The following is a 14644-nucleotide window of genomic DNA, read 5'->3' on the forward strand; positions in this document are numbered from 1 at the left end:
TTCGGACGGGTTGGGGCTAGCTCACCCGCTCGGCGATCCGGTCGCCCACCTCGGAGGTCCGGACGGGTACGCCCGGCTCGCGCGCGGCCAGGTCGTCGGCGACGGCGCGTTCCACCCGGGCGGCGGCGTCGGGGTGGCCCAGGTGGTCGAGCAGCAGGGCGACCGACAGGATCGTCGCGGTCGGGTCGGCGACGCCCTTGCCGGTGATGTCGGGTGCGGAGCCGTGCACCGGCTCGAACATCGACGGGAATTCCTTCGTCGGGTTGATGTTGCCGCTGGCGGCCAACCCGATGCCGCCGCTGATCGCGGCCGCGATGTCGGTGAGGATGTCGCCGAACAGGTTGTCGGTGACGACCACGTCGAAGCGCTGCGGCTGGGTCACGAAGAACATGCTCGCGGCGTCGACGTGCTGGTAGTCGGTGGCGACGTCGGGGAACTCCTTGCCCACCTCGGCGAACGTCCGCGACCACAGGTTCCCGGCGTTGACCAGCACGTTCTGCTTGTGGACGAGCGTCAGGTGGCGGCGCGGGCGGCTCTGCGCCCTGGTGTAGGCGTCGCGGATCACGCGCTCGACGCCGCTGCGCGAGTTGAGGCTCTCCTCGGTGGCGACCTCGCGGGCCGTGCCCTTGGCGAGCACACCGCCGGCGCCGACGTAGAGACCCTCGGTGCCCTCACGGACCACGACGAAGTCGATGTCGCCGGGCTTCACGCCGGCCAGCGGGCTCGTCACGCCCTCGTAGAGCCGCGCCGGGCGCAGGTTCACGTAGTGGTCGAACGCGAAGCGCAGCTTGAGCAGCAGTCCCCGCTCGAGCACACCCGGCGGAACGCCCGGGTCGCCGACGGCGCCGAGCAGGATCGCGTCGTGCCGGGACAGTTCGTCCTGCACCGAGTCGGGCAGGACCTCGCCGGTCGCGTGGTAGCGACGCGCACCGAGGTCGTACTCGGTGGTGTTCACGCCGGGGAGCACGGCGCCGAGCACCTTCAGCCCCTCGGCCACCACCTCGGGCCCGATACCGTCTCCGCCGATCACCGCGAGGTTCGTGCTCATGGCGTCACCCTAGCCGAGCGTTCCCACGGATCGGTACCCACGTCTCAGACTCCGGACAGGTCGACCGTATTGGCCGCGTGCGCTCCGATCGCGGCGGCGAGCCGCTGCAGAAGGTCGGCCGGAACCGCCTGGTCGACGGCGAGCGCCATCAGCGACTCCGCTCCGGACAGCGCCCGGGCGACCTGCATTCCGGCGATGTTGACGCCCGCGTCGCCGAGCAGCACCCCGAGCGTCCCGACCACGCCCGGACGGTCGCTGTACTGCAGGAACAACAGGTTGCCGTTGGGTACGAGGTCGATGTCGAACGTGTCGATGCTGGTGATCTTCTGCGCGCCCCGAGGTCCGGCCAGCGTCCCGGACACCGACAGCGTCCGCCCGTCGGCGAGCACCCCCGACACCGTGACGAGGTTGCGGTACTCCGCGCTCTCCTCCGACGTCGTGAGCCCCACCTCGACCCCGCGTTCCTTGGCCAGCAGCGGCGCGTTCACGAACGTCACCGACTCCTCGACGATGTCCGCGAAGACGCCCTTGAGCGCGGCCAGCTCCAGCACGCTGACGTCGTACTCGGCGATGTCACCGCGGACGTCGACGGTGATCGACCGGGCGAGACCGCTGGCCAACGCCGTGAACACGCGCCCGAGCTTCTCGGCCAGCGGCAGCGACGGCCGCACCTCCTCGGCCACCACGCCACCGGCCTGCACGTTCACCGCGTCCGGGACGAACTCGCCGTGCAGCGCCAGCCGGACGCTCCGCGCGACCGCGAGGCCGGCCTTGTCCTGCGCTTCCACGGTGGACGCTCCGAGGTGCGGCGTCGCGACCACGTTCTCCAGCCCGAACAGTGGCGAGTCGGTGCAGGGTTCCTTCGCGTAGACGTCCAGGCCCGCGCCGGCGACGCGACCCTCCTTCAGCGCCGCGTACAGGGCCTGCTCGTCGACCAACCCGCCCCGGGCGGCGTTCACGATGCGCACCGACGGCTTGACCAGGCGCAGCTCCTTCTCGCCGATCAGGCCGAGCGTCTCCGCGGTCTTGGGCAGGTGGATCGAGATGAAGTCGCTCTCGGCGAGCAGCTCCTCCAGGCTCACCAGCCGGACGCCGATCTGCGCGGCCCGCGTGGGCTGCACGTACGGGTCGTAGGCGATCAACCGGGTGCCGAACGCGGCCATCCGCTGGGCGAACAGCACCCCGATGCGCCCCAGCCCGACGACGCCGATCGTCTTGTCGGCCAGCTCGACGCCGGTGTACCGGGACCGCTTCCACTGGCCGTCGCGCAGCGCGGCGTGCGCCGGGGCGACGTTGCGGGCGCAGGCCAGCAGCAGCGCGATCGCCTGCTCGGCGGCCGAGACGATGTTCGACGTCGGAGCGTTGACCACCATCACGCCGCGGGCGGTGGCAGCGGGCACGTCGACGTTGTCGAGGCCGACCCCGGCCCGGGCGACGACCTTCAAGCGCGGCGCGGCGGCCAGCGCGGTCGCGTCGACCTGGGTGGCGCTGCGGACCAGGATCGCGTCCGCCTCGGCCAGCGCCGGGATCAGCGCGGCCCGGTCGGCGCCGTCCACATGGCGTACTTCGAAGTCCCGGGCGAGCACGTCGAGCGCGGACGGAGCGAGTTCCTCGGCGACGAGGACGACAGGCTGGGGCACGTCACGGTCCTCCCGGGCTTCGGTGCGCGATCCCGATAGTAGGTGTGTCGGCTGGTCACACGTCGCTTCGTGACGACGGTCACCAGCGCACGTGGAACAGACGTCAGATCAGCAACAGCAGTTCAACCCGCCGTCCGGAACGCGGGGGTTCGTCGCGTGCGCCAGGCACAATCGAGAAGTGACCCAGGACAGCGTGCGCCGCGAGACCACCAACCGGGGGTGGGCGGCCGCCGGGCTGCTCGGCGCGGTGTTGTCGCTCGGCTGGACCGGAGTGGCGGTGGCCTTCGTGCTTCCGGCCTTCACCGGCTCGCCGCCGGTCACCTGGGGCGACGGTGTCGCGCTGGGCATCGTCGTCGTCGGCGTTCTGTTGTTGGCGGCGATCGCCGCCGTCGGCGCCCGAGGCGCGTGGAAACACGCGTTCTACGGCGAGGAAGAGCAGCCGCGCCGCCTCATGACGGCAGGTCTCTGCACCGTGGTCATCGCGGGCTGGCCCGCCGTGGGCGCCCTCACCCGCGGCGCCGACGGCATCCTCGACCCGACCGGCGCCGGCGCGATCGCCCTGACCGCTCTCGGTGGCGTCACCCTGGTGGTCCTCCACCGGACCCGCACGGCCGGCTGAACCGGGCTCACGATAAGCAGCGCAGGAATGGGACACCCCGAGCAGCACGGGCTTTTCGACGCACCCAAGTCAAAACGCTGACATTACTCTTCGTATTCGACCCGACACATTTTCCTTGACATCCATTCAGGACTGTGTGAGTCTACTTCGGTCAGGTTTGGGGGGGAATTTCACTCGATTCATGACCAAGGGGAAACATGAATTCGACTGACCCCTACCGCAAATTCAGGGTGCAAAACTTCCCGCAAACGAACCTCTCCAATTACCTTCCGGTCGACGGCGTCGAAGTCAAATTGTTGGACGGTTGCAACCGCTCCTGCATTTTCTGCGTCAACGAGGACCACATCGGAAAACGACTCAACCCGATCGACACCGAGCGCTTCGTCCGTTCGGTCATCGAGTGGTCCGAGTCGCCGGACGAACCGGAAAAGCCGGAAGCCATCTACGGCACCGGCGGTGAGCCGCTCATGGCCATGGACCTGGTCGAGGAAGTCTTCGGCCCGTTGGCGAGCAGGGGTCTGACGACTCGGCTGGTGACCAACGGAACGCTGCTCACCCGCGACCGCATCGCCCGGCTCACCGCGATCGGGCTGACCGGCGTCAAGGTCACCTACAACACCATGCAGGAAGACCGGTTGATGGCCCTCATGAAGGGGGCGAAACCCAACGACACGAAACAGCTCCTGGAGAACATCGGCAAGGCCAAAGAGGCTGGTCTCTGGGTTTTCGTGCGCATCGGCATGGGTCAGCACAACGCCGACGAGGCCGCCGCGATCTACCGGGTCATGCGCGATCTCGGGGTCGACGTCGTCCAGATCAAGCCCTGGATTCCCTCCGGCTACGCCGCACAGGCACAGAACGAACTGAGCCTGCGTCCCAGCGCTCTGTACGACCGCTTCGCCGACATCATGATGGAGCTGTACGAGGAACTGGACACGGGCGGCCCGGAACTCACCACCTCGTGCTATCCGCCGGCCCGGCAGTTGGAGTTCACGGTCAAGGATTGCGCGAACGTCGCGAAGATCTACTGTGAGCCCGGCGGCGAGGCCCTGGTGTGCAATTTCGCCGACGAGTACCTCGGGAATTGGTACCCGGAGGAAGGCGGCCTGCTCGGAGTCGTCGCCCGGCGGCGAGAACTGTATCCGCGCATGATGGACGATCACGGTGTCGCTTCCTGCCCGGCCCGGCTGAACTGGTCGACTCCCGGTCCGGTGGTCAGCCCGGCGCCGCAATGGAAACCGGAGCGCCCGCTGATACCGCTGGAAGCCGTGAGAGTGCGGACGGCCGACTGAGTCCGCACATGAAGCGTGATGATGCCGGGCCGAGAATGCTGATCCTGTCGCGAAAGAGTCTGTCGGATCGGCCGGTGAATCAGTGGCTCGAGTGGTCCGAAGCCACCATTGTCACGACCCGGGCGCACTACGTCGACGATTCGAGCGCCTACGACAGAGCATTCACCCGAGTCGTGGCCGTCGACCAGTACACGGCCTGGGCCACTGAGCTCGAGGCCCTGCACGCCGCCCGGCAGACCGGTGCCGACCTCGTGCTGTCCTCCAGCGAGGACGACGTGCTGCGCGCGGCGCGAATTCGCGAGCGGCTCGGCCTTCCGGGCCAGTCCGTGGACTCGGCCCGGGCCTTCCGGGACAAGTTCGTCATGACCGGGACCGTCAGCCGGGCCGGGCTCCGTACTCCTGCGACCTACCGACTCGAGCATCCGCTCGATCTGCTGGACCTGCTGGACCGCCACGGCCGGCTGGTGCTCAAGCCACGGTGGGGAGCAGGCTCGGAGGGGGTACGGATCCTCCGCACCCGAGCGGAAGTCGTCGCTCTATTGAGCTCGGGGCTCTTCCCGGTCGTCGGACGCTCGCCCGAATCGTGGCTCGTCCAAGCCTTCGTCGAGGGAGAGTTCTTCCACGTCGACGGTTTGATGGCCGCGGGCACGGTGCTGCACTGCTGGCCCAGCCGCTACAACGTCGGCAACGCCGAGTCGGTCCTCGACCAGCAGACGCTGTCCAGTGTTCAGCTCGACCCGGAGGACGCGGCGCGGGTGCCGCTGCAGGATTTCACCCGCGCCGTCATCTCGGCTCTGCCCGGTCCCCCGGCGACGACCAGCTTCCATCTGGAGGCGTGGATCGAGCGCGATGGTCTGGCTACCTTCTGCGAGGTGGGTAGTCGGACCGGGGGCGGTGGAGTCGCCGGCGTCTACGAGTCGGCCTTCGGTCTCCACCTGAGCCAGGAGAACCTCCGCGGTCAGGCCGGGCAGTCCGCCGTGGTGGCGGAGCAGGACCGGCTGCCCGCAGGCATCCACGGTTGGACTGCTCTCCCGCGGGGACACGGTCGGTTCCATCCACCGGAGACCTGCCCGGTGGAGGGAGTCCGTTACCGACCCGTGCTGCCGGCCGGGGCTCAGGCGGCCGGCACGCGATACGCGGCCGATGCCAGCGCGTTGGTGCTGGCCGAGGGCCGGACCGCGGCCGAGGTACGGCAACGCCAGCAGGAGGTCGACCACTGGTGGCGGGAGGCCGGGGTATGGAGATGACGACGCGGCGCCGGATCGCGGTGCTGTCCAAAAAATCCCTGGCCGACCACGACTACCCGGGGTGGCTCGCGTCCGCCGACGGCAGGCCGCAGATCGTGCTGTTCGCCGAGGACAGCGATGCGACCCGGGCTCACCTCGCGGAGCGACCGGGCGTCTATCACCGTCACCGGCTCTTCGGGAACTGGAAGGGGAACCGCGCGGTCGACGAGGCTGTTCTCGCTGCTCACGCCGAGCAGCCGATCGACTCCGTCGTCGCGCTGAGCGAATGTGACGTCGTCCGCGCGGCTCAGCTCCGCGATCGTCTCGGGCTCCGCGGCCCCGGTCCCCGCGCTGCCCGTGCCTATCGCGACAAACTTCAGATGAAGACGCTCGCGCGACGCGCCGGCATCGCCGTCCCGGAGTTCGCCGCCGTGGACAGCGTGCTCGACCTCGACGACTTCCTCGCCGCGCACCCGGCCGGGATCGTGGTCAAACCCGTCGACGGCGCCGGGGCCGCCGAGGTACGGACAGTGACCAGCCGCGACGAGCTCGACCGCTGGGCCCGGATGCGGAACTTGTCCGGTGACGATACGGCCGGGCTGATGGTCGAGGAGTACGTCGACGCCCCCATGTTCTGCGTCGACGGGTTGGCCCGGGAAGGCCGGGTCCTGCTCGCGGTGGCGAGTCGGTACACCCGCACCCCGCTCTCGTCCCTGTCGGAGGTCGAACCGCTCGGGTTGCTGACGCTGGACCGGGGGTCGAGAGCCGATCTCGTTCTCCAGCAGACGGCACGGCGCGTCGTCGCCGCCCTTCCGCCGATGAACGGCGTGCACAGCTTCCACTGCGAGCTGTTCTGGCCGCGAGGTGGTCAGCCCTTGCTCTGCGAGATCGCCGCTCGAACCGGCGGCGGGAAGATCAGATGGATGGTCGACCACGTCCTCGGCGTCGATCTCGAAGCCGAAGCGGCCAAGGGGCAGGCGGGTCTCCCGTGGACCGGAGCTCCGAGCTCGGGAACGGGGTCGGTCGCCGGCTTCGTTCTGTTCCCGCGTCCGGGACGCCGCCTCAAACCGCTGCCGAGGGTCTGCCCCGTTCCCGGAGTCGTGGAGGTCCACGAACGTGTCGACCTGTCGGAAACAGAGGAGCGTTCGGCTGCCCACAAGAGCTCGGAATACGTCATTGATGCGACGCTGACCGCGGGCACCCATTCCGAGCTGTCGGCCGTTCACGCCGGCGCGGTCACCTGGATACAGCAGGAATCGGCTTGGTGATCCGCCCAACTCGGCGACGTGGGGAGACGTGTGGATCTGCAGATCGGTGGTCAGGCCTTTCTGGTGACGGGCGGAAGTCAAGGCGTCGGCCGGGCAATCGTGCAGCTCCTCCTGGCGGAGGGGGCGTCCGTGACCGCGTTGGCTCGGCGAGAGCAGCCGCTGCGTGATCTGGCGGACAGTTGCCGGGGTGGACGCCTCTTCACGGTGCAGGCGGACGTCACCGACGAGCGACAGATGTCGGATCAGGTGCAGGCGGCGATCGGCCACTTCGGGAGGCTGGACGGGGTCGTTGCCAACGCGGGCGCCGGTGCACCCGGGCGCCCGCTGTCGTCACCGAACGCCCTGTGGCGCGAACAGTTGGACATCAAAGTCCTTTCCGTTCTCAACACGATCCGGCCGGCCGTCGACGCGCTGACGAGAACGGCGGGTCGGGTCGTGGTCATCAACGGCGTGACCGCGCGCGCCCCCGAGACCGGAATGGCCGCGGTGAGCGCCGGCCGTGCCGCCGTCCTGAACCTGGCCCGGTCCCTGGCCGTGGAGTTGGCCCCGGACAACATCCGGGTGAACACGGTCAACCTCGGAGCGATCCTCACCGAGCGGCAGCGAAGCCGCCACCGGGCCGACGGTTCCGCGACCGCCTTCGAGGACTGGTGCCGCCAGGAGGTCGACCGGCGCGGAATCCTGGTCGGGCGGATGGGACAGCCCGCCGAGGTCGCCCCGGTGGTGGCCCTCCTGCTCAGCGGCCTGTCGGCCTACATCACCGGTACCTCGATCGATGTCGCCGGAGGTAGCGGTGGCTACCTCTGACCGGCGTGTCATCATCGCGCGGCACGGCGAGACCACCTGGTCCGCGGAGGGAAAGTTCACCGGACACCTGGATCCGCCGCTCTCGGCGCTGGGACACCGTCAGGCGCTCGCCCTGAGCCGAGCTCTGCGACCTGAGCCCTTGACGACGATCGTCAGCAGCCCGCTGGTCAGGGCCGTGCAGACCGCCAGGGAGGTGGCCTGGGCCCACGGCCTCCCCCACACCCTCGACGACCGGCTGGTGGAAGAAGACCTCGGCCCGTGGCAGGGGCTCACCCGGCACGAGGTCAGCCGAGCCCGGCCGGAGGCATTCGCGCGCTGGAGCGCCGGAGAGGTCGACCCCTTCGACGGCCGGGAGGGTCTGGCCGCGGTAGCGGCCCGCGCGGCCCCGGCCGTCCGGTCCGCGCTCGCCTCGGTGCCACCGCATCAGGCACTCCTGCTGGTCACCCACTCCAACACGGCGTTGGCGCTGCTGTCGCACCTGCTGCGCGAGCCGCTCCGCGAGAGTTTGCTGCGGCCCGGTCTTCCACCGGGCGGCTTCTGGATCCTGACCGGTGGGCACGGCCACTGGTCGATCGACGGACAGGAAGGAGCGCGGAGTGGAGCTGACCTGGACGAGTCGCGCCTCGGCAACCACGACCGGTCCGGCATTGGTGAGAGAGCAGGGCATCGCGCCGATCAAGCCGTTCCTGACCGGGCGGACGTTGGCCGCTCTGCGCGCTGAAGTCGGCACGCTGTTGACCCGGGTACCGGAACACGGCGAGCAGTTACCGTATTCGTCCGGCGCGGCCACGGCGATCGGCCGCCGACACCTGAACGACGATTTCCCGGCGTTGGCGGAGTTCTTCTCCGCCGACTGGATGCGGACGATCGCCGAGGAGTTCTTCGCCGCCGAGGACTACAGCTTCAATCACGACGTCATCGCGGTGAAAGATCTCCCCGGGACGACGCATGCGGCTCGCACACCGCACTACGACCGAACGCCGAACCTGAAGTTCTTTCTCTATCTGAGCGACGTGGGGAGCGACAACGGCCCGTTCGCCTGCCTCCCCGGTAGCCACCTGCACGCGAAGCGGGTCGAAGACCGGCGCCGGCGCGAACGGGTACTCCCTCGCCAGGACGAAACCCGGGAGCTCCCCGGTGAGCTCACGTCCGGGCTCCTACCCGTACTCGGCCCGGCCGGGACACTGCTGGTCATCGACAGCGACGTGATCCATCGGGGCCTTCCGGTGATCGACGGCTTCCGGCTGGCCGTGCGAGGCCGCTCGTATGCTCCGGAGTACGCACCGAGGTGACGTCCGCGGCGAACCTCCTGGCCGGCTTGATTCCCGGGTCACGCCAACAGCGAGTCCTGGCGTCAGCCCAGTTGTTGAACACGATCGGCAACGGCTTCTACCTCACGTCGATCGCGCTCTACCTCAGTCTGGTCCTGGATCGATCGGTCCTGCAGACCGGTCTGATTCTCAGCGGAGGCGGTGTCCTCGCCCTCGCCGGTGGACCCCTGGTGGGAAAAATCGCCGACCGCTCCGGACCCCGGCGCACCTACGTCATCGTGCTCGGCTGCGGAAGCGCAGCCATGGTCGGGCTGGCCCTGACCGGGTCGGTGTTCCTGTCGATCGGCTTCATCGGTCTGGCCAGCGTGGTCGCCACGGCCGGGCCGGCGGCGCGGGCGCCGCTCGTGAATCGGTACGGCGGAGAGCAGCCGCAGCGGTTCCGCGCCTACCTCCGGTCGACCACGAACGTCGGGTTCGCGGTGGGAGCCGGCCTCGCCGGACTGGGCCTCCACGTGGGCACGCCGACCGCCTATCAGACCCTGATCCTGCTCAACGGACTGTCGTTCCTGCTCAGCGCGGGCCTGGTCCGGCTGCTACCCGCAGACGTGGGAAGGGCGTCCGAGCCCGTCGGATCACGCCGTCGGAGCGGGGCGTTCCGCGATGCTCCGTACCTGGTCCTCGCCGTCATCGACGGCATCCTGTCGATCCAGTACCGGGTGCTGACCATCGCCGTACCGCTGTGGGTGGCCACCACCGGCCGCCCCTACTGGCTGGTCTCGGCCACGCTCGTCATCAACACCGCGATGGTGGCGCTCGGGCAGGTCTGGGTCAGCCGGGGGGTCGTGGACCTCGCCGCCGGAGCCCGGTGCCTGCGTCGGGCCGGCTTCGTCTTTCTGCTCTCCTGCGTTCTGTTTCCGCTGTCCGACCAGCTCCCCGGGTCCGCGGCCACGGTTCTGCTGCTGGTCGCGGCGGTGGTGCACACCCTCGGCGAGCTCTGGCACGCCTCCGGGGCGTTCGAGGTGTCCTTCCGGCTTGCCCCGCCGCACCGCACCGGCGAGTACCTCGGTGTGTTCGGGATGGGCGCCGGTCTGGCCGAGGTGGCGGCGCCGACCCTGCTCTCGTTCCTCTGCATCACCTGGGGAACCCCGGGATGGCTGCTGGTCGGAGGAGTCCTCGCGGCGGCCGGGCTGTGCGCCACCCCGGCCGTTCGCTGGGCTCAGGCGGCTCGCGAGCCGGCCGGTCGGGTCTCCGGGTAGGAACCAGGACGCCCACCGCTCCCGCGGTGGGCGTCCGGATCAACTAGGCCGTCTCGGTGATCGGACGGTCGACCCAGCTCATCAGGCCACGGAGCTTCTGGCCGGTGACCTCGATCGGGTCGGCGGCGTTCTCCTCGCGGAGCTTGTGGAAGTTGGCCCGGCCGTTCTCGTCCTCGGCGATCCAGTTGCGGGCGAACGTCCCGTCCTGGATCTCGGTGAGGATCTGCTTCATGGCCTTCTTCGTCTCGTCGGTGACGACACGCGGGCCCGAGACGTAGCCGCCGTACTCGGCGGTGTCGCTGACCGAGTAGTTCATCCGCGCGATGCCGCCCTCGTACATGAGGTCGACGATCAGCTTCAGCTCGTGCAGGCACTCGAAGTACGCGACCTCCGGCTGGTAGCCGGCCTGGGTCAGCGTCGAGAACCCGGCCTTGACCAGCTCCTCCACGCCACCGCAGAGGACGGCCTGCTCACCGAACAGGTCGGTCTCGGTCTCCTCGGTGAACGTGGTCTTGATCGCGCCGGCGCGGGTGCCGCCGATGCCCTTCGCGTAGCTGAGCGCGAGCGCCAGCGCGTTGCCCGACGCGTCCTGCTCGACGGCGACCAGCACCGGAACGCCCTTGCCGTCCACGAACTGGCGGCGGACGAGGTGACCGGGGCCCTTCGGCGCGATCAGCGCGACGTCGACGCCGGCCGGGGGCTTGATCAGCTCGTACCGGATGTTCAGGCCGTGCCCGAACAGCAGCGCGTCGCCGTCCTTGAGGTTCGGCGCGATGTCGTTGGCGTAGATCGTGCGCTGCGCGGTGTCGGGCGCGAGCACCATGATCACGTCGGCCTCGGCGCTGGCCTCGGCCGGGGTGACGACACGCAGGCCGGCCTCCTCCGCCTTCGGGCGGCTCTTGGAGCCCTCCGGCAGGCCGACGCGCACGTCGACGCCGGAGTCACGGAGGCTGAGGGCGTGGGCGTGCCCCTGGCTGCCGTAGCCGAGCACGGCGACCTTGCGGCCCTGGATGATCGACAGGTCCGCGTCGTCGTCGTAGAAGAGCTCGGCGCGGAGGTTTTCAGAGGCCATGACTAGTACTTCGTCCTTCCGTAGTTAATTCAGATCAAGCGCTGACGCTACGCAACGCCACCGCGGGCGCCGCGATCGACCGGGGGCCCCGACCGATCGCCACCATGCCGGACTGCACCAGTTCCTTGATGCCGTAGGGCTCCAACACGCGGACGAGAGCCTCGAGCTTCTCGGCGGTGCCGGTGGCCTCGACGGTGATCGAGTCGGTGGAGACGTCCACGACGTGCGCGCGGAAGAGCTCGACGGTTTCGAGCACGTGCGAGCGGGTTTGCGGGTCGGTGCGGACCTTGCAGAGCATCAGCTCGCGCTGGACCGACACCGACGTGTCGAGCTCGACGATCTTGATGACGTTGACCAGTTTGTTCAACTGCTTGGTGACCTGCTCGAGGGCCAGGCCCTCCACCGTGACGACCACGGTCATCCGGGAGATGTCGGGGTGCTCGGTGGGCCCGACCGCCAGCGAGTGGATGTTGAACCCGCGCCGGCTGAACAGGCCCGACACCCGGGCCAGGACACCCGGCTTGTTCTCGACCAGGACCGAAAGGGTGTGCTTGCTCATTGTCGTCGTCTCTTCCGATCAGGTCTGGTCCTCGCCCCAGACGGGGCGGACGTCACGGGCGGCCTGGATGTCGTCGTTGCTGGCGCCGGCCGCGACCATCGGCCACACCATGGCGTCCTTGCCGACCACGAAGTCGATGACGACCGGCTGGTCGTCGATCTCCATCGCCTTCTCGATCGTGGCGTCGACGTCACCCGCGGTTTCGCAGCGCAGCCCGGCGCAGCCGAGCGCGTCGGCCAGCTTCACGAAGTCGGGCACGCGCTGCTTGTGGGTCTTCAGGTCGGTGTTGGAGTAACGCTTGTCGTAGAACAGCGTCTGCCACTGCCGCACCATGCCCAGGTTGCCGTTGTTGATGACGGCGACCTTGATCGGGATGCCCTCCAGGGCGCAGGTGGCCAGTTCCTGATTGGTCATCTGGAAGCAGCCGTCGCCGTCGATCGCCCACACGGTGGTGTCGGGCTTACCGACCTTGGCGCCCATGGCGGCGGGGACGGCGTATCCCATCGTCCCGGCGCCGCCGGAGTTCAGCCAGGTGTACGGGTTCTCGTACGAGATGAACTGGCTGGCCCACATCTGGTGCTGGCCCACTCCCGCGGCGAAGATCGTCTCCGGTCCGGAGATCTTCCCCAGCCGCTCGATGACGTACTGGGGTGCCAGCGTGCCATCGGGGTGGTCGTCGTAGCCCAGCGGGTACGTCTCGCGGGTCTTGTTCAGCAGGGCCCACCAGGGGTCCAGGTCCGCGCGGTGACCGGCCTGGTGCTCGGCCTGCAGCGCGACGACCAGCTCGGCGATCACCTCGCGGGCGTCACCGACGATCGGGACGTCCGCGGTGCGGTTCTTGCTGATCTCGGCCGGGTCGATGTCGGCGTGGACGATCGTCGCGTACGGGGCGAAGCTGTCGAGGTTGCCGGTGACGCGGTCGTCGAAGCGGGCGCCCAGCGCGACGATCAGGTCGGCCTTCTGCAGCGAGGTGACCGCCGCGACGGTGCCGTGCATGCCGGGCATGCCCAGGTGCTGCGGGTGGCTGTCGGGGAACGCCCCGCGAGCCATCAGCGTGGTGATCACCGGAGCGCCGGACAGCTCGGCCAGCACCTTCAGCTCCGCCGACGCGCGGGCCTTCAGCACCCCGCCGCCGACGTAGAGCACCGGGCGCTTCGACGAGGTGAGCAGCCGGGCGGCCTCGCGGACCTGCTTGCCGTGCGGGTGCACGGTCGGCCGGTAGCCGGGCAGGTTCAGCTGCGGCGGCCAGTTGAACCGCGTCATCGCCTGCTGGACGTCCTTCGGCACGTCGACCAGGACCGGGCCGGGGCGGCCGGTGGAGGCGAGGTGGAAGGCCTCGGCGATCGTCTGCGGGATCTCTTCGGGGTGCTTGACCAGGAAGTTGTGCTTGGTGATCGGCAGCGTGATGCCGCAGATGTCCGCCTCCTGGAAGGCGTCGGTGCCGATCATCGGGGTGCTGACCTGGCCGGTGATCGCGACCATCGGCACCGAGTCCATGTACGCGTCGGCGATCGGGGTCACCAGGTTCGTCGCGCCCGGGCCGGAGGTGGCCATGCAGACGCCGACCTTGCCGGTGGCCTGCGCGTAGCCCTCGGCCGCGTGGCCTGCGCCCTGCTCGTGCCGGACCAGGATGTGCCGGACGCCCGGGGCGTCGTAGAGCGGGTCGTACGTCGGAAGAATGGTGCCGCCCGGGATGCCGAAGACCACCTCGGCGCCGACCGCCTCCAGGGAGCGGACAAGCGACTGGGCACCCGTGACCGATTCGTGGGCCGGCGGGGTGGCTGGTGCGTTCATGGCATTGGCCTCTTCGTGTAGCGGTGACGCGGTCTCGAGTTCTCGGGCAACAAAAAACCCCTCGTGCCTGCGGCACGGGGGGTGAGCGCGTCGACGTGGTGCGGTGTCGACGCGCTAGCTGAGTACGAGAATTCGGGTGGATCGCACGATCGTCACGGTAGGCCGCTTCCCACCCGACGTCAAACTCATCCCACTCTGTGGTCCACGCGTCGGCGTGGGCCGCCCTCCGTGCCCGGAGGGCGGCCCACACGGTCACTCGTAGTGGTACCGACACTCAGCGATCCGGACCTCCTCATCGACGACCTTGTAGACCAGGCGGTGCTCAAGGGTGATCCGGCGCGCCCAGTATCCGGCGCGGTCGTATTTGAGCGGCTCGGGCCGTCCGATTCCCTCGTTGCCGTTGCGCTTGATGTCGTCCAGCAGGGCGTTGATCCGCTTCACGACCCTGCGGTCCTGCTCTTGCCACCACACGTACTCATCCCAAGCGCGCGTGCTCCAGACAAGCTTCATTCGATGACATCCCTGACGATGCCGCCGCCACTTTCGAGCTCTTCGATCGACTCGAGCAGGCGACGCGCGTTGGCGGGGCTGCGGAACAGGTACAGCGTTTCCTTCATGGACTCGTACTCGTCCAAGGGGACGATGACGACTGGGTCGTGCCCAGAGCGGGTGATCACGATTTCCTCTCGGTCGTTGATCACGGCGTCGAGCACCTCGGCGTACCGCGCACGTGACTCGGAGTAGGACATGGTTCGCATTGGGACCTCCGACGATGCGGTAGCAGTTGTACAA

Annotated in this window: 14 protein-coding genes and 1 pseudogene; 8 read left to right on the forward strand and 7 right to left on the reverse strand. The window is 69.0% G+C overall.

What is annotated here, in order from left to right; genetic code table 11:
* Positions 1-16: 16 nt before the first annotated feature.
* Both CRYAR_RS33420 and serA read right to left on the reverse strand, forming a co-directional pair.
* Entirely contained in the window at positions 17-1048 is a 1032-nt protein-coding gene (locus tag CRYAR_RS33420; RefSeq protein ID WP_035857177.1) for a 3-isopropylmalate dehydrogenase, read from the reverse strand.
* 44 nt (positions 1049-1092) lie between these two features.
* Positions 1093-2688 (reverse strand): phosphoglycerate dehydrogenase, encoded by a 1596-nt coding sequence (serA, locus tag CRYAR_RS33425; RefSeq protein WP_035857178.1) that lies wholly within the window; start codon positions 2686-2688, stop codon positions 1093-1095.
* Between the two features lie 178 nt (positions 2689-2866).
* On the opposite strand from serA, the gene CRYAR_RS33430 reads away from it, so the two are divergent.
* The 8 genes from CRYAR_RS33430 to CRYAR_RS33465 all read left to right on the forward strand — a co-directional run bounded on the left by CRYAR_RS33430 (position 2867) and on the right by CRYAR_RS33465 (position 10427).
* Positions 2867-3307, forward strand: coding sequence for a hypothetical protein (locus CRYAR_RS33430; protein WP_035857179.1), 441 nt, complete (start codon positions 2867-2869; stop codon positions 3305-3307).
* A 197-nt stretch (positions 3308-3504) separates the two neighbouring features.
* Positions 3505-4599 (forward strand): radical SAM protein, encoded by a 1095-nt coding sequence (locus CRYAR_RS33435; protein WP_084701278.1) that lies wholly within the window; start codon positions 3505-3507, stop codon positions 4597-4599.
* Positions 4600-4673: 74 nt separating this feature from the next.
* Positions 4674-5846: an ATP-grasp domain-containing protein gene (locus CRYAR_RS43995; protein ID WP_169745117.1), complete on the forward strand. Its 1173-nt coding sequence runs from the start codon at positions 4674-4676 to the stop codon at positions 5844-5846.
* Positions 5837-7093, forward strand: a complete 1257-nt coding sequence (locus CRYAR_RS44000; protein WP_051571282.1) for an ATP-grasp domain-containing protein — start codon at positions 5837-5839, stop codon at positions 7091-7093. Before CRYAR_RS43995 ends, CRYAR_RS44000 begins: the two co-directional genes overlap by 10 nt.
* Positions 7094-7156: 63 nt before the next feature.
* A complete protein-coding gene (locus CRYAR_RS33450; protein ID WP_281174696.1) occupies positions 7157-7900 on the forward strand; it encodes an SDR family NAD(P)-dependent oxidoreductase in 744 nt (247 codons plus the stop codon).
* On the forward strand, positions 7887-8621 hold the full coding sequence (locus tag CRYAR_RS44005) for a histidine phosphatase family protein (protein WP_051571283.1): 735 nt from the start codon (positions 7887-7889) through the stop codon (positions 8619-8621). Before CRYAR_RS33450 ends, CRYAR_RS44005 begins: the two co-directional genes overlap by 14 nt.
* Complete coding sequence (locus CRYAR_RS33460; RefSeq protein WP_169745118.1) at positions 8551-9192, forward strand: phytanoyl-CoA dioxygenase family protein; 642 nt, start codon at positions 8551-8553, stop codon at positions 9190-9192. The genes CRYAR_RS44005 and CRYAR_RS33460 overlap by 71 nt, the downstream gene beginning before the upstream one ends.
* Positions 9189-10427, forward strand: coding sequence for an MFS transporter (locus CRYAR_RS33465; RefSeq protein ID WP_051571285.1), 1239 nt, complete (start codon positions 9189-9191; stop codon positions 10425-10427). The genes CRYAR_RS33460 and CRYAR_RS33465 overlap by 4 nt, the downstream gene beginning before the upstream one ends.
* A gap of 43 nt (positions 10428-10470) precedes the next feature.
* Here the strand turns inward: CRYAR_RS33465 and ilvC are convergent, their stop codons facing one another.
* The 5 genes and pseudogenes from ilvC to CRYAR_RS33490 form a co-directional block, all read right to left on the reverse strand.
* On the reverse strand, positions 10471-11499 hold the full coding sequence (ilvC, locus tag CRYAR_RS33470; RefSeq protein ID WP_035857184.1) for a ketol-acid reductoisomerase: 1029 nt from the start codon (positions 11497-11499) through the stop codon (positions 10471-10473).
* A 34-nt stretch (positions 11500-11533) separates the two neighbouring features.
* Positions 11534-12058, reverse strand: coding sequence for an acetolactate synthase small subunit (gene ilvN / locus CRYAR_RS33475; RefSeq protein ID WP_035857185.1), 525 nt, complete (start codon positions 12056-12058; stop codon positions 11534-11536).
* An 18-nt stretch (positions 12059-12076) separates the two neighbouring features.
* A pseudogene (locus tag CRYAR_RS33480) lies at positions 12077-13885 on the reverse strand (acetolactate synthase large subunit); the annotation flags it as partial.
* Positions 13886-14104: 219 nt separating this feature from the next.
* Positions 14105-14362, reverse strand: coding sequence for a Txe/YoeB family addiction module toxin (locus CRYAR_RS33485; protein ID WP_035857186.1), 258 nt, complete (start codon positions 14360-14362; stop codon positions 14105-14107).
* Positions 14359-14610, reverse strand: a complete 252-nt coding sequence (locus CRYAR_RS33490) for a type II toxin-antitoxin system prevent-host-death family antitoxin (RefSeq protein ID WP_035857187.1) — start codon at positions 14608-14610, stop codon at positions 14359-14361. Before CRYAR_RS33490 ends, CRYAR_RS33485 begins: the two co-directional genes overlap by 4 nt.
* Positions 14611-14644: the final 34 nt, after the last annotated feature.

Source organism: Cryptosporangium arvum DSM 44712, assembly GCF_000585375.1.
In the GTDB taxonomy this organism is placed as follows: domain Bacteria; phylum Actinomycetota; class Actinomycetes; order Mycobacteriales; family Cryptosporangiaceae; genus Cryptosporangium; species Cryptosporangium arvum.

Coding starts and splice junctions, on each gene's coding strand:
- CRYAR_RS33485 (WP_035857186.1), bottom strand. CDS start 14,362: ATGAAGCTTGTCTGGAGCACGCGCGCTTGGGATGAGTACGTGTGGTGG.
- CRYAR_RS33435 (WP_084701278.1), top strand. CDS start 3,505: ATGAATTCGACTGACCCCTACCGCAAATTCAGGGTGCAAAACTTCCCG.
- CRYAR_RS44000 (WP_051571282.1), top strand. CDS start 5,837: ATGGAGATGACGACGCGGCGCCGGATCGCGGTGCTGTCCAAAAAATCC.
- ilvC (WP_035857184.1), bottom strand. CDS start 11,499: ATGGCCTCTGAAAACCTCCGCGCCGAGCTCTTCTACGACGACGACGCG.
- ilvN (WP_035857185.1), bottom strand. CDS start 12,058: ATGAGCAAGCACACCCTTTCGGTCCTGGTCGAGAACAAGCCGGGTGTC.
- CRYAR_RS33420 (WP_035857177.1), bottom strand. CDS start 1,048: ATGAGCACGAACCTCGCGGTGATCGGCGGAGACGGTATCGGGCCCGAG.
- CRYAR_RS33490 (WP_035857187.1), bottom strand. CDS start 14,610: ATGCGAACCATGTCCTACTCCGAGTCACGTGCGCGGTACGCCGAGGTG.